The organism is Candidatus Planktophila dulcis (assembly GCF_002288225.1).
GTDB lineage: Bacteria > Actinomycetota > Actinomycetes > Nanopelagicales > Nanopelagicaceae > Planktophila > Planktophila dulcis.
Map to the genome: position 1 here is coordinate 1,090,335 of NZ_CP016777.1, position 23,281 is coordinate 1,113,615.

General features: G+C 48.5%; 22 protein-coding genes and 3 tRNA genes. 1 reads left to right on the plus strand and 24 read right to left on the minus strand.

Annotated elements, in window-relative coordinates; all coding sequences use genetic code 11:
• Nucleotides 1-16: 16 nt before the first annotated feature.
• The 15 genes from rpsJ to A1sIIA65_RS05700 all read right to left on the minus strand — a co-directional run bounded on the left by rpsJ (nucleotide 17) and on the right by A1sIIA65_RS05700 (nucleotide 16,418).
• Entirely contained in the window at nucleotides 17-325 is a 309-nt protein-coding gene (gene rpsJ / locus A1sIIA65_RS05630) for a 30S ribosomal protein S10 (protein WP_017955300.1), read from the minus strand.
• 102 nt (nucleotides 326-427) lie between these two features.
• Nucleotides 428-1,621, minus strand: coding sequence for an elongation factor Tu (tuf, locus tag A1sIIA65_RS05635; protein WP_095676573.1), 1,194 nt, complete (start codon nucleotides 1,619-1,621; stop codon nucleotides 428-430).
• A 63-nt stretch (nucleotides 1,622-1,684) separates the two neighbouring features.
• Nucleotides 1,685-3,796 carry an elongation factor G gene (gene fusA / locus A1sIIA65_RS05640; RefSeq protein ID WP_095676574.1) on the minus strand — a complete coding sequence of 704 codons (2,112 nt, stop codon included), beginning with the start codon at nucleotides 3,794-3,796 and terminating at the stop codon, nucleotides 1,685-1,687.
• A gap of 50 nt (nucleotides 3,797-3,846) precedes the next feature.
• A complete protein-coding gene (gene rpsG, locus A1sIIA65_RS05645; protein WP_095676575.1) occupies nucleotides 3,847-4,317 on the minus strand; it encodes a 30S ribosomal protein S7 in 471 nt (156 codons plus the stop codon).
• Complete coding sequence (gene rpsL, locus A1sIIA65_RS05650; RefSeq protein ID WP_095526877.1) at nucleotides 4,317-4,697, minus strand: 30S ribosomal protein S12; 381 nt, start codon at nucleotides 4,695-4,697, stop codon at nucleotides 4,317-4,319. Before rpsL ends, rpsG begins: the two co-directional genes overlap by 1 nt.
• A gap of 168 nt (nucleotides 4,698-4,865) precedes the next feature.
• Entirely contained in the window at nucleotides 4,866-5,228 is a 363-nt protein-coding gene (locus A1sIIA65_RS05655) for a hypothetical protein (RefSeq protein WP_095676576.1), read from the minus strand.
• A gap of 69 nt (nucleotides 5,229-5,297) precedes the next feature.
• On the minus strand, nucleotides 5,298-9,104 hold the full coding sequence (locus tag A1sIIA65_RS05660; protein ID WP_095676577.1) for a DNA-directed RNA polymerase subunit beta': 3,807 nt from the start codon (nucleotides 9,102-9,104) through the stop codon (nucleotides 5,298-5,300).
• A gap of 14 nt (nucleotides 9,105-9,118) precedes the next feature.
• On the minus strand, nucleotides 9,119-12,571 hold the full coding sequence (gene rpoB, locus A1sIIA65_RS05665; protein ID WP_223298517.1) for a DNA-directed RNA polymerase subunit beta: 3,453 nt from the start codon (nucleotides 12,569-12,571) through the stop codon (nucleotides 9,119-9,121).
• Between the two features lie 230 nt (nucleotides 12,572-12,801).
• Complete coding sequence (gene rplL, locus A1sIIA65_RS05670) at nucleotides 12,802-13,185, minus strand: 50S ribosomal protein L7/L12 (protein ID WP_095676579.1); 384 nt, start codon at nucleotides 13,183-13,185, stop codon at nucleotides 12,802-12,804.
• A gap of 18 nt (nucleotides 13,186-13,203) precedes the next feature.
• A complete protein-coding gene (rplJ, locus tag A1sIIA65_RS05675; protein ID WP_095676580.1) occupies nucleotides 13,204-13,851 on the minus strand; it encodes a 50S ribosomal protein L10 in 648 nt (215 codons plus the stop codon).
• 196 nt (nucleotides 13,852-14,047) lie between these two features.
• Nucleotides 14,048-14,752: a 50S ribosomal protein L1 gene (gene rplA, locus A1sIIA65_RS05680; protein WP_095676581.1), complete on the minus strand. Its 705-nt coding sequence runs from the start codon at nucleotides 14,750-14,752 to the stop codon at nucleotides 14,048-14,050.
• Between the two features lie 101 nt (nucleotides 14,753-14,853).
• A complete protein-coding gene (gene rplK, locus A1sIIA65_RS05685; protein WP_095676582.1) occupies nucleotides 14,854-15,285 on the minus strand; it encodes a 50S ribosomal protein L11 in 432 nt (143 codons plus the stop codon).
• A gap of 27 nt (nucleotides 15,286-15,312) precedes the next feature.
• Nucleotides 15,313-16,053, minus strand: a complete 741-nt coding sequence (nusG, locus tag A1sIIA65_RS05690; RefSeq protein WP_095676583.1) for a transcription termination/antitermination protein NusG — start codon at nucleotides 16,051-16,053, stop codon at nucleotides 15,313-15,315.
• A 12-nt stretch (nucleotides 16,054-16,065) separates the two neighbouring features.
• Complete coding sequence (gene secE, locus A1sIIA65_RS05695; protein WP_095676584.1) at nucleotides 16,066-16,290, minus strand: preprotein translocase subunit SecE; 225 nt, start codon at nucleotides 16,288-16,290, stop codon at nucleotides 16,066-16,068.
• A 54-nt stretch (nucleotides 16,291-16,344) separates the two neighbouring features.
• Nucleotides 16,345-16,418 (minus strand) — tRNA-Trp (locus A1sIIA65_RS05700).
• 163 nt (nucleotides 16,419-16,581) lie between these two features.
• Here A1sIIA65_RS05700 and A1sIIA65_RS05705 point away from each other — a divergent pair.
• Nucleotides 16,582-17,775, plus strand: a complete 1,194-nt coding sequence (locus A1sIIA65_RS05705; RefSeq protein ID WP_095676870.1) for a pyridoxal phosphate-dependent aminotransferase — start codon at nucleotides 16,582-16,584, stop codon at nucleotides 17,773-17,775.
• A 1-nt stretch (nucleotide 17,776) separates the two neighbouring features.
• Here the strand turns inward: A1sIIA65_RS05705 and A1sIIA65_RS05710 are convergent, their stop codons facing one another.
• The 9 genes from A1sIIA65_RS05710 to A1sIIA65_RS05750 form a co-directional block, all read right to left on the minus strand.
• Nucleotides 17,777-18,793, minus strand: coding sequence for a UDP-N-acetylmuramate dehydrogenase (locus tag A1sIIA65_RS05710; RefSeq protein ID WP_095676585.1), 1,017 nt, complete (start codon nucleotides 18,791-18,793; stop codon nucleotides 17,777-17,779).
• A 9-nt stretch (nucleotides 18,794-18,802) separates the two neighbouring features.
• Nucleotides 18,803-19,693: a hypothetical protein gene (locus tag A1sIIA65_RS05715; RefSeq protein ID WP_095676586.1), complete on the minus strand. Its 891-nt coding sequence runs from the start codon at nucleotides 19,691-19,693 to the stop codon at nucleotides 18,803-18,805.
• On the minus strand, nucleotides 19,690-20,085 hold the full coding sequence (locus A1sIIA65_RS05720; protein WP_095676587.1) for a MaoC/PaaZ C-terminal domain-containing protein: 396 nt from the start codon (nucleotides 20,083-20,085) through the stop codon (nucleotides 19,690-19,692). The genes A1sIIA65_RS05715 and A1sIIA65_RS05720 overlap by 4 nt, the downstream gene beginning before the upstream one ends.
• A complete protein-coding gene (locus A1sIIA65_RS05725; protein ID WP_095676588.1) occupies nucleotides 20,082-20,471 on the minus strand; it encodes an FAS1-like dehydratase domain-containing protein in 390 nt (129 codons plus the stop codon). The genes A1sIIA65_RS05720 and A1sIIA65_RS05725 overlap by 4 nt, the downstream gene beginning before the upstream one ends.
• Nucleotides 20,471-20,641, minus strand: a complete 171-nt coding sequence (gene rpmG / locus A1sIIA65_RS05730; RefSeq protein WP_017955317.1) for a 50S ribosomal protein L33 — start codon at nucleotides 20,639-20,641, stop codon at nucleotides 20,471-20,473. Before rpmG ends, A1sIIA65_RS05725 begins: the two co-directional genes overlap by 1 nt.
• A gap of 99 nt (nucleotides 20,642-20,740) precedes the next feature.
• A tRNA-Met gene (locus tag A1sIIA65_RS05735) sits at nucleotides 20,741-20,814 on the minus strand.
• A 60-nt stretch (nucleotides 20,815-20,874) separates the two neighbouring features.
• A tRNA-Thr gene (locus A1sIIA65_RS05740) sits at nucleotides 20,875-20,947 on the minus strand.
• Between the two features lie 55 nt (nucleotides 20,948-21,002).
• Nucleotides 21,003-21,950, minus strand: a complete 948-nt coding sequence (locus A1sIIA65_RS05745; protein ID WP_095676589.1) for a quinone oxidoreductase family protein — start codon at nucleotides 21,948-21,950, stop codon at nucleotides 21,003-21,005.
• 125 nt (nucleotides 21,951-22,075) lie between these two features.
• Entirely contained in the window at nucleotides 22,076-23,248 is a 1,173-nt protein-coding gene (locus A1sIIA65_RS05750) for an FUSC family protein (RefSeq protein WP_095676590.1), read from the minus strand.
• Between the last annotated feature and the right edge of the window lie 33 nt (nucleotides 23,249-23,281).

Genomic DNA, 23,281 nt, shown 5'->3' on the forward strand with positions numbered 1-23,281 from the left:
AGTTTTCGTCCTTTCCTTAGAGCTTAATCTCGATGTCGACGCCAGCTGGCAAGTCGAGACGCATCAATGAATCAACAGTCTTAGGTGTTGGGTCGATGATGTCGATGAGGCGCTTATGTGTGCGCATCTCGAAGTGCTCGCGGCTGTCCTTGTACTTATGAGGAGAGCGAATCACGCAATAGGTGTTCTTCTCTGTTGGTAGCGGCACTGGACCCGCGACGGTTGCACCAGTGCGCTCAACTGTCTCAACGATTTTCTTCGCTGATGAGTCAATCACCTCATGGTCATACGCCTTGAGTCGAATGCGGATCTTTTGTCCCGCCATGTCGTTCTCCTCTTTACTTTCGTTAGTTCAAACTGTTGTTAAATTCTCAAACTTTCTTGTTAAGTGGCGGTGGTTTTAAGGCCACCGCCACTACTACAAGATTTACTTCTTGATCTTTGTAACGCGACCTGCACCTACTGTGCGGCCACCTTCGCGGATTGCGAAGCGAAGACCATCTTCCATAGCGATTGGCTGGATGAGAGTTACTGACATCTCAGTGTTATCGCCAGGCATAACCATTTCTGTGCCTTCTGGAAGTGTTACAACGCCAGTCACGTCAGTTGTACGGAAGTAGAACTGTGGACGGTAGTTGTTAAAGAATGGAGTGTGACGACCGCCTTCATCCTTTGAAAGGATGTATGCAGATGCATCGAACTCTGTGTGAGGTGTGATTGAACCTGGCTTGCAGACAACCTGACCACGCTCAACATCTTCACGCTTTGTTCCACGAAGAAGAAGTCCGACGTTCTCGCCAGCCTGACCTTCATCGAGCAACTTACGGAACATTTCAACGCCTGTAACTGTTGTCTTCTGAGCAAGCTCACGAATACCAACAATTTCAACTTCCTCGTTAACCTTAACGATTCCGCGCTCAATACGACCTGTGATAACAGTTCCACGACCTGTGATTGTGAAAACGTCTTCAACTGGCATAAGGAATGGCTTATCAACATCGCGTGCTGGCTGTGGGATAAATGCATCCACTGCATCCATCAGTTCGATGATCTTCTCAGCCCACTTTGCATCTCCTTCGAGAGCCTTCAGTGCTGAAATACGAACGATTGGAGTGTCATCGCCTGGGAACTCATACTTAGATAGAAGTTCGCGAACTTCCATTTCAACGAGTTCAAGAATTTCTTCGTCATCGACCATATCTGACTTGTTAAGAGCCACAACGATTGATGGAACGCCAACCTGACGAGCAAGGAGAACGTGCTCCTTGGTCTGTGGCATTGGACCATCTGTTGCTGCAACGACGAGGATTGCTCCGTCCATCTGTGCAGCACCTGTGATCATGTTCTTGATGTAGTCAGCGTGGCCTGGGCAGTCCACGTGTGCGTAGTGACGCTTCTCTGTCTGGTACTCAATGTGAGCGATAGAGATTGTGATACCGCGCTGGCGCTCTTCTGGCGCCTTATCGATATCAGAAAATGCTGTTGCAGCGTTAAGTGTTGGGTACTTGTCATGCAAAACCTTAGAGATCGCAGCAGTAAGTGTTGTCTTACCGTGGTCAATGTGGCCGATGGTACCGATGTTAACGTGTGGCTTATTACGCTCGAACTTGGCTTTTGCCATTTTGGTTCCTCTTTCGTTTATCTAGTGCTTAGTTATTAGGGGTTTATTTGTGCTTATTAGGGATTATTCGCCGCGAACTTTCGCAATGATTTCCTTTGCGACGTTGCCTGGAACTTCGGCATAGCTGTCGAACTCCATGCTGTAGCTCGCGCGACCTTGTGTTCTGGAGCGGAGATCGCCGACATAGCCGAACATCTCTGACAACGGAACTAGCGCCCTAACAACGCGGGCACCTGACCGCTCGTCCATGGCCTGAATTTGGCCACGACGACTGTTGAGATCGCCGATGACATCACCCATGAAGTCTTCAGGGGTAACAACTTCGACTTTCATCACTGGCTCGAGAATTGCAGGATCAGCAAGCTTTGCTGCTTCCTTAAATGCTGCGATACCAGCCACCTTGAATGCGAGCTCCGATGAGTCAACATCGTGATACGCGCCGTCAAGAAGAGTTACTCGTACATCTGTAAGTGGATATCCAGCAAGTGGTCCTGCTGTCATCGCTTCCTTACAACCTGCATCAACTGATGGGATGTACTCGCGTGGAACGCGACCACCAGTGATCTTATTTACGAATTCATATCCGCCTTCAACCTGACCTGTTGGAAGTGGCTCGATAGCGATCTGAATCTTTGCAAACTGTCCAGAACCACCTGTCTGCTTCTTGTGGGTGTAGTCATGGCGTGCAACTGGCTTACGAAGAGTTTCGCGGTATGCAACCTGTGGCTTACCAACATTTGCTTCAACCTTAAATTCGCGACGCATACGGTCAACGAGGATTTCAAGGTGGAGCTCGCCCATACCAGCGATGATTGTCTGGCCTGTCTCTTCATCAGTATTAACGTGGAAAGTTGGATCTTCTTCAGATAGACGCTGAATAGCAACGCCGAGCTTCTCTTGGTCGCCCTTTGTCTTTGGCTCAATAGCAACAGAGATAACTGGTGCTGGGAAGTCCATTGACTCGAGAATTACTGGCTTTGCAGGATCACAGAGAGTCTCACCTGTTGTGGTGTCCTTAAGACCCATCACAGCAACGATCATTCCTGCGCCTACGTTGTCACGCTCTTCGCGCTTATTTGCGTGCATCTGGTAAATCTTTCCGATGCGCTCTTTGCGGTTCTTTGTTGAGTTAAGGATTGTTGATCCTGTCTCAAGAACGCCTGAGTAGACACGGATAAATGTGAGCTTTCCAAGGTGTGGATCTGTCATGATCTTGAATGCGAGAGCTGAGAATGGTTCTTCATTCTTTGGCTGACGCTTCATCTCGATAGTTGCATCATCCATATCTGTACCGACGATTGCATCGATATCAAGAGGTGATGGAAGGTAGCGGTTTACTGCATCGAGCATTGGCTGAACACCCTTGTTCTTAAAGGCTGAACCTGTAAGAACTGGTGAGAGCTTTGCAGCGATTGTTGCGCGACGGATACCGGCAATGATTTCTTCCTCTGAAACTTCAATTCCTTCAAGGAACTTCTCCATGAGTGCATCATCATTTTCAGCAAGAGTCTCAAGCATTTCAGCGCGAGCTGCTTTGCACTTATCGAGCATGTCAGCAGGAATTTCTTCAACTGCATAATCTTCGCCCTTTTTAGTCTCTCCACGCCATACGAGAGCCTTCATAGCAATGAGGTCAACGACGCCGATAAAGTCTGATTCGTTTCCGATTGGAAGCTGCAAGACAAGAGCTACTGCATTGAGGCGATCCTTGATCATGCCTACGCACTTATCAAATGAAGCACCTGTGCGGTCAAGCTTGTTGATGAAGCAGATACGTGGAACTGAGTAACGATCTGCTTGGCGCCATACTGTTTCAGATTGTGGTTCAACACCTGCAACGCCATCGAATACAGCAACTGCGCCATCGAGCACACGAAGGGAGCGCTCTACCTCAACTGTGAAGTCAACGTGGCCAGGTGTATCAATAATGTTAATGAGATGGTCTTTCCACATACATGTGGTTGCAGCAGAGGTGATAGTGATACCGCGCTCTTGTTCCTGCTCCATCCAGTCCATGGTTGCTGCACCTTCGTGCACTTCACCAATCTTGTATGAGATACCTGTGTAGAAAAGGATGCGCTCAGTAGTAGTGGTTTTGCCCGCGTCGATGTGAGCCATGATTCCAATGTTGCGAACCGTAGCCAGATCGATCTTCTCTACTGTTGACGTTGCCACTTATATTCCTCTTCTCGACGTTTCGTAAGTTCTCGTATTAGTTTTCGTGATTACCAGCGGTAGTGAGCAAATGCCTTATTTGCTTCAGCCATTTTGTGGGTATCTTCGCGGCGCTTTACAGCTGCTCCGAGACCATTTGCTGCATCGATCAATTCATTCTGAAGACGCTCTGACATTGACTTTTCGCGGCGATCACGTGAGTAATCAACGAGCCAGCGAAGAGCAAGTGTTGAAGAACGTGAAGCCTTGACTTCAATTGGCACCTGGTATGTAGCTCCACCAACGCGGCGTGAGCGAACTTCAACAGCAGGCTTGATGTTATCGAGTGCGCGCTTGAGTGTGATCAGTGGATCAACATCTGTCTTCTTGCGTGTGCCTTCGAGAGCGTTGTAAACAATTGCTTCTGCTGTTGAGCGCTTGCCGTGAAGGAGTACACGGTTGATAAGCGCTGTAACGATTGGTGAGCTGTAAACAGGATCAGCAACTACAGGAGTCTTTACTACAGGACCTTTACGTGGCATTAGCTAGCCTTCTTCTCTCTCTTAGCACCGTAACGTGAACGTGACTGCTTACGGTTCTTAACACCTTGTGTATCAAGTGATCCACGAATAATTTTGTAACGAACACCTGGAAGATCCTTAACGCGGCCTCCGCGAACAAGAACGATCGAGTGCTCTTGAAGGTTGTGACCTTCACCTGGAATGTATGCAGTAACTTCCATGCCGCTAGTAAGACGAACACGTGCAACTTTACGAAGCGCAGAGTTTGGCTTCTTAGGTGTTGTTGTATACACACGTGTGCACACACCACGACGCTGAGGTGAACCCTTTAGCGCAGGTGTATTTGTCTTCGTAGTCTTTTCTGCACGACCACGACGCACTAACTGTTGAATAGTTGGCACTACATATCTCCTTTTTGTATCCGTACTTTTACGCTCACTGTCCGACCCACGCGGTCGGGTGTGTTGCTTGTAAAAGCACAGAGGAGAAAGGTATCTGCAGGCACCATGAAAGGTCAAAACGGCCCTTTTACTCCTGAGGCCTCCAAGACAGCCCCATTTTCGCCCTTTTTACCCCTTCGGCGTGTCGCCCATCAGGGCCAGAATCTCCGACTTTGGCTGCCTCACAGTGAAGATCCATCGGGCAAAAGGGCCACTTTTTAGGCTCAGAACTGCCCCTTCTCCCCTGCCCTTCATCGCCACAAAGTCTCGATATCCCAAACCCCTCAAAGTCCCCAAAAGGACCACGTATGGCAGGGCAGTTCCGGGGGCTCGGACCCCTCGCAAGGTGGATGAGCCCCAGAGCTCATCGAAGAATTCAACCTTTTCAACCGAATCGATAGAAGTTCGTGGGCTGGAATGTAGAGCGCCCATCTTCTCCCAGAAGGAGAGCTCAAGGATCAACTCATCGCCAATCTTCACCACTGTAGCCATGGTGAAATTCTAATGGGAAAAGAAAAATACCCGCCGCAATATCTGCGACGGGTATTTCTCACTAATGAATTAGCGAGGAATCTCCACTTCATCAAGGCGAACTGCTTCACCTGAACCACCTTGATCAAATGGTGTGAAGTCATACTCGTCATAAGCTGCGTAAACCGCTGCCTTTGCCTCTTCCGTTGGCTCAACTCGGATATTGCGGTAACGGGCAAGGCCTGTACCTGCTGGAATCAACTTACCGATGATGACGTTCTCCTTAAGACCCAAGAGTGGATCAGATTTCTCAGAGAGCGCAGCATCTGTAAGCACGCGAGTTGTTTCCTGGAATGAAGCAGCTGACAACCATGACTCTGTTGCAAGTGATGCCTTGGTGATACCCATAAGTTCTGGGCGACCAGATGCAGCCTTGCCACCGGTTGTAACAACGCGACGGTTTTCAGCTTCAAAGCGACCGCGTTCAACGAGTTCACCTGGAAGCATTTCAGTATCGCCAGCTTCAAGAACTGTGATGCGCTTAAGCATCTGGCGAACGATTACTTCGATGTGCTTATCGTGAATGCCTACGCCTTGTGAGCGGTAAACAGATTGGATTTCGTTAACCAAGTGAACCTGAGTTGCACGTGGTCCAAGAATACGAAGTACCTGCTTTGGATCAATTGCGCCGACGACCATCTTCTGGCCAACTTCAACGCGTGTTCCTTCTTCAACAAGTAGCTTCTGACGGCGTGTGATTGGGTAAGCAACTTCTTCGCCACCATCATCAGGGGTTACGATGATTTTCTTACCCTTTGCATCTTCACGGAATGTCACAACGCCTGCAGCTTCTGCGATTGGCGCAACACCCTTAGGTGTACGTGCCTCGAAGAGCTCGACGATACGTGGAAGACCGTGAGTAATGTCATCACCTGCAACGCCACCAGTGTGGAAGGTACGCATTGTGAGCTGTGTACCTGGTTCACCGATTGACTGTGCAGCGATAATTCCGACTGCTTCACCAACTGCAACGAGTTGACCTGCAGCAAGTGAGCGACCGTAGCAAGCTGCGCACTGTCCGACCTTGCTATCGCAAGTAAGAACTGAGCGAATCTTGACTTCATCTACTCCAGCTGCAACAAGTGCATCGATGACGCGGTCACCAAGATCTGAGCCAGCCTTAGCAAGAACTTCACCATTGACTTCAATGTCCTCAGCCAATGTGCGGCCATAGACAGATGTTTCAACGTGATCGTGCTTAACAAGGTTGCCAGCTTGCTGACGGATAGCGATGGGAAGTGCGAGACCACGATCGGTTCCACAATCTTCTTCGCGAATAATCACATCTTGTGCAACGTCGCAGAGACGTCGTGTGAGGTAACCAGAGTCAGCGGTACGAAGCGCTGTATCTGCAAGACCCTTACGTGCACCGTGTGTAGAGATGAAGTACTCAAGAACAGACAAGCCTTCACGGAAGTTGGACTTAATTGGGCGAGGAATAATTTCACCCTTTGGGTTTGCAACGAGTCCGCGCATACCTGCGATCTGACGAATCTGCATCATATTTCCACGAGCACCTGAGAAGACCATCATCCAGACTGGGTTCAGACGTGGGAAGTTATCTTCCATTGACTTTCCAACTTCAGCAGTTGCCTTAGTCCAGATCTCAATGAGTTCCTGGCGACGCTCGTCATCTGTGATGAGGCCCTTTTCGTACTGTGATTGAACCTTGTCAGCTTGTGTTTCATAGCCGTCGAGGATTTCACGCTTACGAGGAGGTGTTACAACATCTTCGATACCGATTGTTACGCCAGCACGAGTTGCCCAGTGGAAACCGAGTGACTTCAGTGCATCGAGTGTCTGTGCAACTGTGACCTTTGGATAGAACTCAGCAAGCTTGTCGACGATTGCGCCGAGAGCCTTCTTAGTTACATCGTGATCAACGAATGGGAAATCATCAGGCAGTGCTTCATTAAAGAGTGCGCGGCCAATAGTTGTCTCGAGAGTTTCTCCCTTAACGCGAATCTTGACCTTTGCCTGCAATGAAACAGAGTGCTGATCGTGAGCCATGATTGCTTCAGCGATAGATCCGAATGCGCGACCTTCACCAAGCTCTGCTTCACGTTCCATAGTCATGTAATAAAGACCAAGAACCATGTCCTGTGTTGGAGATGTGATTGGACGACCGTTAGCTGGTGACAAGATGTTATTTGAAGATAACATCAAGATGCGTGCTTCAGCCTGCGCTTCTGCAGACAATGGAAGGTGAACAGCCATCTGGTCACCGTCGAAGTCAGCGTTAAATGCTGTACATACGAGTGGGTGAATCTGAATTGCCTTACCTTCAACCAGTTGTGGTTCAAATGCCTGGATACCTAAACGGTGAAGTGTAGGAGCGCGGTTCAGGAGCACTGGATGTTCTGCAATTACTTCTTCAAGAACATCCCACACAACTGGACGAGCACGTTCAACCATGCGCTTTGCAGATTTAATGTTCTGCGCGTGGTTAAGGTCAACAAGACGCTTCATTACGAATGGCTTGAAGAGCTCAAGAGCCATCTGCTTTGGCAGACCGCACTGGTGCAACTTCAACTGTGGACCAACAACGATTACTGAACGACCTGAGTAGTCAACGCGCTTTCCGAGCAAGTTCTGACGGAAACGTCCCTGCTTACCCTTGAGCATGTCTGAAAGTGACTTCAGTGCACGGTTTCCTGGGCCAGTTACTGGACGACCACGACGACCGTTATCGAACAACGCATCTACAGCTTCCTGCAACATACGCTTTTCATTGTTAACGATGATCTCTGGAGCACCGAGATCAGCAAGACGCTTCAAACGATTGTTACGGTTGATAACGCGGCGATAGAGATCATTCAGATCTGAAGTCGCAAAGCGTCCACCATCGAGCTGAACCATTGGGCGCAGATCAGGTGGGATAACCGGTACGCAATCGAGAACCATTGATGCTGGGTGGTTTGTAGTTGTCATAAATGCGTTGACAACCTTCAGGCGCTTGATAGCACGAGTCTTCTTTGCGCCCTTTCCATTTTCAGAAAGATCGGTGAGCATTGCATGCTCTGTCTCGAGGTCGAAAGTTTCTAGGCGACGCTTAATTGCAGCAGCGCCCATATCTCCCTTGAAGTACATGCCGTAACGGTCACGCATTTCGCGGTAGAGGTTCTCATCACCTTCGAGATCTTGAACCTTAAGGTTCTTAAAGCGTGACCAGACATCTTCAAGACGTGTGAGTTCGCGCTCTGAACGCTCGCGGATTGCCTTGAGCTCACGCTCTGCAGATTCACGAACTTTGCGCTTCACATCTGACTTCGCATCTTCAGATTCGAGTTCAGCAATATCTGCCTCGAGCTTCCTTGTACGAGTATCAAGATCTACATCGCGCTTTGTCTCGATCTTCTTGCGATCGTTAGCAAGCTTCTTCTCAAGCTGTGGCATATCTTCTTCACGAGCTTCAGCATCAACTTCTGTGATCATGTAAGCAGCGAAATAGATAACCTTCTCAAGATCCTTTGGAGCAAGGTCAAGTAGGTAGCCAAGGCGTGATGGAACACCCTTGAAGTACCAGATGTGAGTAACAGGAGCTGCAAGCTCGATGTGACCCATACGTTCGCGACGAACCTTTGCGCGTGTTACTTCAACGCCGCAACGCTCGCAGATGATTCCCTTAAATCGAACGCGCTTGTACTTGCCGCAATAACATTCCCAGTCACGAGTTGGTCCGAAGATCTTCTCATCGAAGAGTCCGTCCTTCTCTGGCTTGAGTGTGCGGTAGTTGATTGTCTCTGGCTTCTTTACTTCGCCAAATGACCAATCACGAATATTTTGAGCCGATGCAAGACCGATTCGTAGTTCATCAAAGAAGTTGACATCTAACATAATTGATTCGCTCCTTAAATTTCTTCTACTGAGCTTGGCTCAACTCGTGACAAGTTGATACCTAGTTCTTCGGCGGCACGGAAAATCTCTTCATCGTTATCGCGCATTTCAATTGCGACACCTTCAGAAGAGAGGACTTCGACATTGAGGCAGAGTGACTGCATCTCCTTGATAAGTACCTTGAATGACTCAGGGATACCTGGTTCTGGGATGTTCTCGCCCTTAACAATGGCTTCGTAAACCTTGACGCGTCCGAGAACATCGTCAGATTTAATAGTGAGCAACTCTTGGAGTGTGTATGCGGCGCCGTAAGCTTCAAGTGCCCACACCTCCATCTCACCAAATCGCTGACCACCGAATTGAGCCTTACCACCGAGTGGTTGCTGAGTGATCATTGAGTATGGACCAGTTGAACGTGCGTGGATCTTGTCATCAACCAAGTGGTGGAGCTTCAAGATATACATGTATCCAACTGAAATTGGAGTTGGGTATGGCTCGCCAGAACGGCCGTCGAATAGACGAGCCTTTCCTGAGCGACCAATAAGTTGATTGCCATCGCGGTTTGCAAGTGTTGAAGAGAGAAGACCTGAAATTTCATCTTCTAACGCACCATCGAAGACCGGAGTTGCAAGGTTGGTTCCTGGTGCGCCCTTTTCTGCGCCGATCTCCTTAAGGTGGTTTGCCCACGCTTCAGAGACACCAGATACATCCCAACCTGTCTTTGCAACCCAACCGAGGTGCATTTCAAGAACCTGTCCAACGTTCATACGTCCTGGAACACCAAGTGGGTTCAAGACAACATCGACTGGAGTTCCATCTTCAAGGAATGGCATATCTTCCACTGGAAGAATCTTTGAGATAACACCCTTATTACCGTGGCGACCAGCAAGCTTGTCACCATCTTGAATCTTGCGCTTCTGCGCAACATAGACGCGAACCAACTGGTTCACACCTGCTGGAAGCTCGAAGCCTTCTTCAGATTCGAAGATCTTTACGCCGATAACTTTTCCTGATTCACCGTGTGGAACCTTGAGTGATGTATCGCGAACTTCGCGAGCCTTCTCACCAAAGATTGCACGGAGCAAACGCTCTTCTGGTGTGAGTTCAGTTTCTCCCTTAGGAGTTACCTTTCCAACCAAGATATCTCCTGGCACAACATCGGCGCCAACGCGGATGATTCCGCGCTCGTCGAGATCTGCAAGAACTTCTTCAGAGACGTTAGGGATATCGCGAGTGATTTCTTCGGCACCAAGCTTGGTATCGCGTGCATCAACTTCATACTCCTCGATGTGGATTGATGTAAGAACATCATCCTGAACCAGGCGCTGCGAAAGGATGATTGCATCTTCGTAGTTGTGACCTTCCCATGACATAAATGCCACGAGGAGGTTCTTACCAAGTGCCATTTCACCGTTTTGTGTACAAGGACCATCTGCGATGACTGAGCCAACTTCTAGCTTCTGGCCTTCAGTAACAACAACCTTCTGGTTGTATGAAGTTCCCTGGTTAGAACGTGTGAACTTAGCGAGTGAATATGTTTGGTAAGTACCGTCATCGCCCATGACCTTAACTTCATCAGCTGCGACTTCACTTACTACGCCAGCCTTTGTTGCTGTGACAACGTCACCAGCATCGACAGCTGCGCGGAATTCCATACCAGTACCGATAAATGGTGCTTCTGCACGCATCAAAGGAACTGACTGACGCATCATGTTAGAACCCATGAGTGCGCGGTTTGCATCATCGTGCTCGAGGAACGGAATCATTGCTGTTGCAACAGAAACCATCTGACGAGGAGATACATCCATGTAATCCACTTCATCAGCAATGATGTATTCAACTTCGCCACCGCGACGACGTACGAGTACGCGTGCTTCTGCGAAGTGGCTATCTGCTGTGAGTGGAGCATTTGCCTGAGCGATGATGTGCTCATCCTCTTCATCAGCTGTGAGGTAATCAACCTGATCGGTGACCTTACCCTTCACAACCTTGCGATAAGGAGTTTCGATAAATCCAAATGCAGTTACTCGTGCATATGTTGCAAGCGAACCGATAAGACCAATGTTTGGACCTTCAGGAGTTTCGATTGGACACATACGACCGTAGTGAGATGGGTGAACGTCACGAACTTCAAAGCCCGCGCGATCACGAGAGAGACCGCCAGGTCCGAGCGCTGAAAGACGACGCTTGTGTGTAAGACCTGAAAGTGGGTTTGTCTGATCCATGAACTGTGACAACTGAGATGTTCCGAAGAACTCCTTGATTGATGCAACAACCGGACGGATGTTGATCAGCGTCTGTGGAGTAATTGCTTCGACATCTTGTGTAGTCATACGTTCGCGAACAACACGTTCCATACGTGAGAGTCCGATACGAACCTGGTTCTGAATAAGTTCACCAACGGTACGAAGGCGACGGTTACCGAAGTGATCGATATCGTCCTTCTCAACGCGAACTTCGCGGCCGTAATCCATTGTGAGATCGCCGCGGTGCAACGCTACGAGGTAGCGAAGTGTTGCGACGATATCTGAGATTGTGAGCATGCTCTGTGAGAGCTCAAGATCTAGACCGAGCTTCTTATTGACCTTAAAGCGACCGACCTTGGCCAAGTCATAACGCTTAGGGTTGAAGTAAAGGTTTTCAATGAGGTTCTGTGCAGCTTCCTTCGTTGGAGGCTCACCAGGACGCATCTTGCGATAGATATCAAGGAGCGCTTCATCCTGTGTCTTCACAGTGTCCTTATCAAGAGTTGCCATCATTGAAGCGAAGTCACCAAACTCCGTGCGAATTTGTTCATCGGTCCAACCGAGAGCCTTAAGAAATACTGTTACAGATTGCTTACGCTTGCGATCGATACGAACGCCGACGAGATCCTTCTTATCAACTTCGAATTCAAGCCAAGCACCGCGGCTTGGAATGATCTTTGAAGTAAATACATCTTTATCTGATGTCTTTTCAATTTGACGTTCGAAATACACGCCAGGTGAACGAACAATCTGTGAAACAACAACGCGCTCTGTTCCGTTAATAACGAAAGTTCCACGTGGTGTCATAACAGGGAAGTCGCCCATGAAGACTGTCTGCGACTTAATTTCGCCAGTCTCGTTGTTAGTAAATTCTGCAGTCACGAAGAGTGGCTGTGCATATGTCATATCGCGTTCTTTGCAATCAGCGATTGAATACTTAGGTGGCTCGAAGCGGTGGTCGCGGAATGAGAGCGACATCGTTCCTTGGAAATCTTCGATTGGTGAAATCTCTTCAAAGATTTCTTCCAAACCGGACTTCGCAGGAAGTTCTCCACGATTGGTGTTGGTTGATTCAGCAAGACGTGAACGCCATAGATCGTTACCAAGTAACCAGTCAACGCTTTCAACTTGCAGCGCGAGCAGATTTGGAACTTCTAGCGGTTCACGGATCTTTGCGAACGAAATACGACGGGGGGCAGTTGAACTCTTTTTCGCGGCCAAGAGATGTCCTTCCAGACAATATGCACTTATGTATGGACACGCACAACTAGAAGGCCCCCACCGCTATATGCAATGACCTTTAGAGAAAATATGCGAAGGGGAAGAGTATCGGCTCACCCCCTATGGGGGCAAACCGAAGGGTTATACCCCCAAGCAGGGGGATTTGTCAGCCCGTTGGGGATAAAAAAGGCCCGGCCCCATGCGGGAACCGGGCCTTCTCTCTGAGAAACTTACTTAACTGTGACCTTTGCGCCAGCTGCTTCAAGAGCTGCCTTTGCCTTATCTGCAGTCTCCTTGTTGACCTTCTCAAGAAGGGTTGCTGGAGTTGCATCGACGAGATCCTTAGCTTCCTTAAGACCAAGAGCTGAGTTGAGGTTACGAACTTCCTTGATAACCGCAATCTTCTGTGCGCCTGCTTCTTCGAGGATAACTGTGAACTCATCCTGTGCTTCAGATGCGCCGCCGCCTGCTGCTGCTGCGCCACCTGCTGCTGCAACTGGTGCTGCAGCTGTTACATCAAACTCAGTTTCAAATGCCTTGACGAACTCTGAGAGTTCAACAAGTGACATTTCCTTGAACTGTGTCATCAAATCTGCTTGTGAGAGCTTTGCCATTTTTATTTTTCCTTTTCTTTATTCCGCTGGAGTTTCTGCTGCATCTGTTGCTTCTGCAGCAACTTCAGCGACAACTTCTTCTGTTACAACTGCTTCAGCAACTGGTGCTTCCGCTTCTACTGCTGGAGCTTCTTCAGCTACTGGAGCTGGAGCAGCTTCTGCGACAGGTGCAGCCGCTGGTGCGCCTGCCTCCATCTTGATGCGAAGTGCATCGAAGGTACGCGCTGCCTTAGCAAGCGATCCCTTCATAGCACCAGCAAGCTTTGCAAGAAGTACTTCGCGTGACTCGAGGTCTGCGAGCTTCATGATCTCTGCTGTTGTAACAAACTTTCCTTCGTAAATTCCACCCTTGATGATAAGAAGTGGATTTTCCTTCTGGAAGTTCTTTAGGTTACGAGCTGCATCGATTGCATCGCCCTTAATGAATGCAACAGCTGATGGACCAGCGAGAAGATCATCTGAGATGTCTACGCCAGCGTTCTTCGCTGCAATCTTTGTAAGAGTGTTCTTTACGACGCTGTACTTGGTATCTGCACCAAGGCTGCGGCGTAGAGCCTTCATCGAAGTCACGGTAAGACCGCGATATTCGGTGAGGTATGTAGCAGTAGCTGACTTGAAGTCTTCAGTCATTTCAGCAACTGCTGCTGCTTTATCTGGGCGAGCCATTCGGTTCACCTTTCCTGTTAGTGACCACAGGCAATAAAAAATCCGTGACGCGTAAATGCGCACGGATTAATGTGAACACCTACGCGGGCTGAGATTCCTCAATTATCAAGTTCTTTCGAACCTGACCTGCGGTCTTTGGTTATGGGTAAATCTTAAGCAGGGGACCTGAACTGGTCAAATCCCCTGCCTAATAGAGCTAGTTAGCTGATGGTTCGCGTGTGAGGTTTGGATCTACAGCGATTCCAGGTCCCATCGATGATGAGACAACAGCCTTTGCGATGTAGCGACCCTTTGAAGAGTTTGGCTTCACGCGAAGTACTTCTTCAAGAGCTGCTGCATAGTTATCTGCAAGTTGTTCTGCAGTAAATGATGCCTTGCCGATGATGAAGTGAAGGTTTGAGTTCTTATCAACGCGGAATTCAATCTTTCCACCCTTGATGTCATTAACAGCCTTAGTGACATCTGTTGTCACTGTTCCTGTCTTTGGGTTTGGCATCAATCCACGTGTTCCGAGGACCTTACCGAGACGACCAACCTTGGCCATCAAATCTGGAGTTGCAACAACTGCATCGAAGTCCAGGCGTCCCTTTGAAACTTCATCAATGAGTTCATCGCCACCGACGATATCTGCACCAGCTGCGCGAGCTTCTTCAGCGCGCTCACCGTTAGCAAATACCAAGACGCGAGCTGTCTTACCTGTGCCGTGTGGCAAGTTAACAGTTGAACGAATTGCTTGATCAGCCTTCTTTGGGTCAACGCCAAGAACGAGTGCAACATCAATTGTTGAGTCGTACTTAGTTGTTGTTGTCTCTTTAGCAAGTGTTACTGCCTGAAGAGGTGTGTAGAGGTGGTCCTTGATGACCTTCGCTGCTACTTCGTTGTACTTCTTTGAGCGCTTCATTTCTTCCTTCTTTCTTGTATTTCTACAAGCTAGCGGTTGTGGTTAGCGAACCAGCGCGGTTCTCCCACATCTCATAGCCACCGTGGCTATAAGAAATTTACTTATGCAGAGACTGTGATTCCCATTGAACGAGCAGTTCCTGCGATGATCAAAGCTGCTGCATCAATGTCATTTGCATTGAGATCAGCCATCTTTGTATTTGCAATCTCCTTGACCTGAGCCATGGTGATATTTGCAACCTTGTTCTTGTGAGGAATCGCTGATCCCTTTTCAACTCCAGCTGCCTTAAGGATCAGGCGTGATGCTGGAGGAGTCTTTGTGATGAAGTCGAATGAGCGATCCTCGTAGACAGTGATCTCTACAGGAATGATCTGGCCCTTTTGTGATTCAGTCGCAGCGTTATATGCCTTGACGAACTCCATGATGTTCACACCATGCTGTCCGAGCGCAGGACCTACTGGTGGAGCAGGTGTTGCTGCGCCAGCTTGGATCTGCAACTTGATGAATCCGGTGACCTTCTTCTTTGGTGCCATTTCTCTTCTCTTTTCCTTATTGGTTTCTTAAAGCTTCTGTACTTGAGCAAATGAAAGTTCTACGGGTGTTTCGCGACCGAAGATTGATACCAATACCTTGAGCTTTGCCTGCTCTGGCATGATCTCCGAAATTGATGCAGGAAGCGTTGCAAATGGGCCATCCATAACGGTGACTGATTCGCCAACTTCGAAATCAACAAACTTCATATCTGCCTTATCGGCCTTCTTCACAGGACGTGGAGCAAGAATCTTCTCAACTTCATCCATGCTTAGCGGGCTTGGGTTATGCGCGTTACCAACGAAGCCTGTGACTCCAGGAGTATTACGCACTACTGACCAAGACTCATCTGTGAGATCCATGCGGACAAGAACGTAACCTGGGTAGATATTGCGCTTAACCATCTTGCGAGCGCCGTTCTTAACTTCCATAACCTCTTCTTCAGGTACTTCAACCTGGAAGATGTAATCCTCCATATTAAGAGATTGAATACGGTTGGCAAGGTTGCCCTTTACCTTCTTCTCATAGCCTGCGTATGAGTGGATGACATACCAGTCACCGATAGCCGCACGAAGTGTGCGACGAAATTCTGCGTTGGGATCATTCTCATCTGATTCGATATCGCCATCTTCATCGCTTGCGAGCGCGAGATCATCGACGATGACATCTGCAATAGGAGCTTCAATAACTTCTACTACAGGTGTTGCGATTTCTTCAGCGCTGGCAGCAAGAGCTGCTTCAAATGCGTCGGGCTTGAGTTCTTCAGTCATTATCCGTGGTCCTTATCCGAATACCCAGAAGACGACCTTGGTAAGTACCAAGTCGATGATGGATACGACTGCGATGATGAAAGATACGAAGACGAGAACAACAGCTGTATAAGTGGTCAACATATTACGTGTTGGCCACACAACCTTCTTGAGCTCGCCAACTACCTGGCGATAGAAAAGTCCAACGCGCGCAAAAATTCCGAGCTTCTCCTCGGTAACTTCAACTGCATCAGTCATGGTGACTTCCTTTTCTTTCGTTTCGGTAGAGCGTTCGTTCTTTACTGCGGCTTGCAGGGCAAGAGGGACTCGAACCCCCAACCGGCCGCTTTGGAGACGGCAACTCTAGCCAATTGAGCTATTGCCCTTCGCGACGAATTTTCAGGCGCGCCAAGGCGAGGAAGAAATTCATCGTGAGCGTCGAAGTGTAAGGGCAGGGGGCGTGCAGAGTAAAACTGGCAAAAATCCGGGTGGGCAGGGCCACTGGATCTGAGCGCGCAAGGCACGCTCGTCATGGTGCAGACTTCCCCCATGAGCAGAATCTCCGCACGAATTGCAGCTATCGCAGAATCAGCCACTTTGGCCGTTGATGCAAAGGCAAAGGCTCTCAAAGCAGCCGGCCGTCCCGTCATTGGCTTTGGAGCTGGCGAACCAGATTTTCCAACTCCTGATTACATTGTTGAAGCAGCTGCTGCTGCAACGAAAGTTGTTGCAAACCATCGCTACACACCATCACCAGGGCTACCTGAACTACGTCAAGCAATCGTTGATAAGACAAAGCGTGATTCGAACTATGAGATCACAGTTGATCAAGTACTCGTAACTAATGGTGGCAAGCAAGCTGTCTATCAAGCATTTGCAACAATTATTGATCCAGGCGATGAAGTGATCTTGCCATCTCCTTTCTGGACTACATATCCTGAAGCAATCAAATTAGCTGGCGGAAAGAGCGTTGAAGTATTTGCAGATGAATCACAGAACTACCTTGTGACTGTCGAACAGCTTGAAGCTGCTCGCACACCTAAGACAAAGGCTCTGCTCTTCTGCTCACCATCTAACCCAACTGGTTCTGTTTATACACCTGCACAGGTCAAGGCAATCGGTGAATGGGCGCTGAAGAACAATATCTGGATTATTTCAGATGAGATCTATGAACATTTGCTCTATGACGGCGCTACTGCCCCATCACTACCTGTAGTAGTTCCAGGGCTTGCAGATACCTGCATCATCATCAACGGTGTTGCAAAGACATATGCAATGACGGGCTGGCGTGTGGGCTGGATGATCGGTCCCAAAGATGTCATCAAGGCCGCAACTAACTTGCAATCTCACCTGACATCCAATGTCTCTAACGTTTCACAGCGCGCAGCCATTGCAGCCCTTACCGGCAAACTCGATGCAGTGCATAAGATGGGTGAAGCCTTTAATCGTCGCCGCACACTTATTGTTGGACTTCTCAATGAGATTCCAGGATTTACATGCCCCACACCACAAGGTGCTTTCTATGTATATCCATCAGTGAAGGGCGTTCTCGGCAAAACTATCCGCGGCAAAGTAGCCAATACTTCTGCAGAGCTTGCAACCATTATCTTGGATGAAGTTGAAGTTGCTGCGGTTCCTGGTGAAGCATTTGGTCCATCTGGATACCTACGTTTTTCATATGCAACTAGCGATGAAGATATCGTTGAAGGTATTGGGCGTATTAAGAAATTACTCTCAGAGTAATTTAGAGGCTAAGCCCCACAAGGTTAACTTCAGTCTCTAAGGTAATTCCAAACTTCTCAAAGACGCTCTGCTGAGCACTCTTTGCAAGCTCTGCAATATCTGTAGCCGTTGCATTTCCTGCATTTGTTAAAGCTAAAACATGCTTCGTTGAAACGCGTGCACCACCATGGCTATCGCCCTTGTGTACACCTGCATGTTCAATCAACCACGCAGCACTTGTCTTGACCATGCCATCTGATGTTGGCCACTGAGGTGCACCTTCAGGCAACTTTGCTGCAATCTCTTTAGAGACGATGGGGTTGGTAAAGAAAGATCCTGCAGACCATGAGTCACGATCGCTGGGATTAAGAAGCATTCCTTTGGCCCCACGCAGTTCAAGAACAGCCTTACGCGTTGCATCAATAGGTGCCTTCTCGCCCACTTCAATACCTAACTTCTTTGCAAGTTCTGCATAGGTAATAGCGGTAGTCATCTCACCTTGGCGCAGATTAAATTGCACATCCAAAACTACATATCGACCAGGGTGTGATTTAAAGTGTGAATTGCGATAGGAGAATTCACATTCAGAATTTGTGAAAGTCTTAAGTCCCTTTGCTTGGCGGTCATATGTGCGCACGCGAGTAATAAACTCAGCAACTTCATGGCCATAGGCACCAATATTTTGAATCGGCGCAGCTCCCACCGTGCCAGGAATTCCACTTAAGGTTTCAAGACCTGCAAAGCCACGATCAAGTGTTACTGCAACGAATTCATCCCAGTTCTCACCTGCACCAATTGTCAGTGTTGCACCGCTGCATGCATCAACTTCAGATTGCATCGAGTGGCTCTTAATGCGAATAACAGTTCCTTCATAACCACTATCTGCAACGAGGATATTTGTTCCTCCCCCGATGATGAGAATCGGGGTATCACCTGCAGCCTCAATCGCTGCAATGATTTCTGCTTCTGTGCCCACTTCAACAAACTTCTTGGCAGGGCCGCCCACACGCAAAGATGTGTAATCGCGAAGGTCAGCCATGTTCTAAGGCTACCTGCGTGGACTCAATATTGCAGTCTTGCCTCTGAAGCGCTCGAGGATGCGGTCGTAATTCTTCTTCGATTGAGCATCACGATATTCAGGGTCAGTATCGTGATAACCATGATGGCGATCTTGTTCCAGTGGTAAATCTATCTGCAGTAAACGGCCATTGGAATGGCGAAGGTTGAGCGAGAATTCAATATCTGCATTGCGGTAATAGAGCGCGCGATTGCTAAAGCCGCGTGCAGCAAGTGCATCCTCACGATGCATGGCAAGAAAGTAGCTAAAGAGAACATCGACTTCGCCAGCGCCCTTATCGTCAACGCTTCGCCAATCATCTTCAAGATTGATAAGTCCCCCGCGCCAACCAACGGCAACGAATTCTCGTTTTTTGAGTTCTGCAAGAACTGGAGTGATGGCATCGCCCGTAAAGCGAGTGGAGGGATCCATAATCACAATGAACTCACTGGTGACATTACGAAGGAGTGCGTTGGCACTTTCTCCCCAACCAAAGTCTTCTGTGAGTTGAACTAACGATGTGCGTGAATCAAGTTCGTTGACTAGAACTCCTGGGTCACCGACTACCAATATCGCAATCGCACACTGGCTATGTTCTTTAATTGTTTTGATAGTTGTGACAGCATCTTCTTGGAAGCTGTCAATAATCATTGCAACGGTGATCTCAAATTTGCCTGAATTAATAGGGCGAATATCGCGCGTTGATTCATAGGTAGGAAAGCGCTTCTTGGGGCGAAGTTCATATCCCCCAGCACTATCGACTACTTCAAATCCTTGAGCTGCAATCTCATCACGTAATTGATCTGAGAGAGCGAAGTTCTTCTCCGCGCGAGCTGCAAGGCGAGCCTTTGCTAACTCGTGGACTGAATCTGGCGCACTCACTTGATTACTACCGCTTTTGCCATTCCTAGAACTTTTACACCTGCAGATGTTGCACTCAAAGAAAGTGAAATCTTTCCATCTGCAACTTCAGCAACGGTTGCAGTGACTGTGAGATCTACTTTCTCACCAGCAGGAACAATCACAGGCTTAATAAATCGTGCGCTGTATTCGAGAACGTTGACAGAACCACCCGCAAAGTCAGATACATACTTTCCAACCAGAGCCATGGTGAGCATGCCGTGGGCAATCACATTGGGAAGTCCCACAGATACTGCAAACTCTTCATTCTGGTGGATTGGGTTCTGATCCCCTGATGCATCGGCATATGCTTTAAGCAGAGCGCGATCGAGATAGAAAACTTTCTCATCCAATACTGTGCCCACTTCAATCATGCTCGCACCACCAATGTGGACCAGGCGGAGATAACGAGCTTGCCATCGCGATGTAAATCTGAGCGCACAGAGACAATTTCATTTCCGGCAGCTACGCGATAGCTCTCAATAGTTGCAGCACATGTCAGGTTATCGCCGGCCTTAACGGGTGAGAAGATTTCAAACTTCTGATCTCCATGAACTAAGCGCGACCAATCGAGTCCAATTTCAGGACGCGTAAGAATCTCTTCGAATTGAGTCAGGGTGATGCGGATGGTGAATGTGGGCGGTGCGATTGTTGTATTGCTTTCGCCGATGGCAGCGCAGAAGGCATCGATTTCAGATTGAGAAAGGGTTACTGAATCTGTACCCGCGAAGGTACTCCCGACCGAATCGGGGTTGAGCATTAGCGGGTTTCGCGGTGAAGAGTTGAAGACTTACAACGTGGACAGAACTTCTTAAGTTCCATGCGGTCTGGATCGTTGCGGCGGTTCTTCTTAGTGATGTAGTTACGCTCTTTGCAATCCACGCATGCCATGGTGATCTTTGGACGAACGTCCGCGCTCTTACTTGCCATGGTGTTGACTCCTTCGTAGATATCGAACTAACAGGCGCTTAGATTACCTGAAGCACCTTTATTGGTGAAATCCGTGCGTATTCCACACAGTATTACTAGTAGCGGAGGCGGGATTTGAACCCACGACACAGCGATTATGAGCCGCTTGCTCTACCAAGCTGAGCTACCCCGCCAAGGGTGGAACGAACTTTTGTAGTACTTATTTAATTATCACTTCTATATTGCAGCTTGCGAGCCCCCCACCGGAATCGAACCGGTGACCTTTTCCTTACCATGGAAACACTCTACCGACTGAGCTAGGGGGGCAATGGTAGAGAGAGGAGTCTAGGGCTTAAGGGTAAAAGTAGAAAATTCGCATCAATTACCGCGCAGGATCAAGGGCAATTTTGCCCGTTGATTCACGAGCAAGCATTGAATGATGAGCAGCTGCTGCCTCACTCAGTGGATATGTCGCGCCAATGACTGGCTTGAGTTTTCCATCAGCGACTAATTGGAAGAGCTGCGCCACAACATCATTGAGCATCTCTTTACTTCCAAAGCAATTTGCTAGCCAGAAAGCAGAAACAGTCTTTGAACCATGCATCAAAGCACCTGGATGAATAGGAGTTGGAGCTGTGCGAGATGCCATTCCAAAGGTGATGATTTTTCCAAATGCACCAAGGGCTGCAAGGCTGTGATCAAATGTTGTTCCACCGACCATTTCAAGAACAAGATCTACTCCTTGACCACCATTTGCTTCACGAAGTGCAGCGCTTAGGTCAGCTGACTTTGCATCAACGGTGATATCTGCACCGAGCGACTTAGCAAGGGCTGCCTTGGCATCGGATGAAGTCACGGCAATAACTTTGCCGCCCCACATCTTTGCAAGTTGAATTGCAATCGTGCCAACGCCACCAGCTGCTGCATGCACAACAACAGATTGACCCTTTTGAAGGTTACCCATCGTCTTAAGCAAGTGCCACGCTGTTGCGCCTTGCACCAACATGCACAGCGCCTGCTCATCAGTGACTGCATCAGGAATAGGAAAGAGGACAGATGTATGAGCAATAGCTTTCTGGGCATATCCCCCAGATGAGACGCTAGCTAAGTAACGCTTGCCGCCATGTGTGCCAACAACTTCAATACCAGGAATCATTGGCAGAGTTTGTGGCGACAGATATGAATTCTCTGTCTGATGCGTATCCGCATAGTTAATTCCGACTGCAGTGACATCAAGGACTACTTCATCTTTACCTGCAACGGGATCGGCAACATCCACATACTTCATGACATCAGGGCCACCGAATGCTGTTATCTGTATCGCCTTCACTAGCAAGCACAGCGATCTTCGAGAGCAATTCCTTCTAGGGCTTCTTCAATATGTTCACCGCAACCTTGCCATGTTGGCTTCCCACACTTCTTACATTCAACCTTGCTACACATATCAAATTCTCCCTAGAAGTACTTTCTGATTGATTTAACTAGTCTATTCCAAAGAGTTGCGGTCTGCTCAAGCGGTGAGACTTCCAAGACCTTAGATTTTGCAGGCTCATCTGGGGTAATTACATCTTTCAGAGCTGGAGAATTCTGATCCAGTGAATCGGCAATGATTCCAATATTGGCAACAATCGATAGTCCCCTAACAATCTGATCTTGATCCACATCTTTGCCATCTTCAATCAAGGTTTCGGCAAGGGCTGAGCCTGCCTCTCGTGCATCATCTGTGGGAGATGAAGAGAAATCATTGATGTCATCGGGTAAATCAACATGGGCAGAGATGGCATAGCTGGCCGCAGAGAGTGCCACTGCAATCTGCTTCTTTGTGGAATCTGCAATGCCTCCTTCAACTGAAGAATCAAAGAGAGTGCGAGCAATCGTGCGAACTTGCACGAGGGTATGTTCTGTCGCAATTCCCTCGATATACATCTCCTCCGCCACATCTTTCTCAGCGGTGGGAAACCATCGAGCATGGCTGCGTGCTTCAACAGATTGTGCGCGAATGGCAGGTACTTCTTCAACAAGCAGGCGAGCTTGCGCAAGCCACTTACCTGCATCCTTTTGCGTGTAGCCAGCTGCCACTCCTTCAGACATCTGAGCAAGAAGTGCTGCAGCTTTCTCGGAGACTGATCTGATCTGCATTCTCGCTCTATCAATAGGAGTGTTTGATACAGAGAAGTATGAGAAGAAGATTGCAACGGCTGCCCCAATGAGGGTCGATCCCAAGCGATGCACGGCAGTGTTCTGAGAAATTCCAGGTCCAATAACGATGAGAGCGGTAACAGGAACGTTCACTGAGGCCACTTCACCTAAGTGCAGTGCGCGCGCAACAACAGCACACAAAATAATTGTTGTGGCAATTGCAAGAAATCCAAAGCTAAAGAGTGAGACCGTGAGCAACGCTATGCCGGCACCAATAGCTGTTCCCACAATCTGACCAAATCCTTCACGTAAGGATTTGTGCAGTGAGATTCGGATGCTGAGTGTGGAGACGATGGCTGCTACTACTCCGCCATCTTGAATCAAGAGATCGCCTAAGAACCAAGCCACACCTCCAGATAATCCAGCAATGGCAATAAGACGGACCCAATACTTTCGGTCCGAAAATAACTTAGATATGCGCTTTATCATCAGGTGAGAGTTTACGCCTGAGTAAGATGCTCA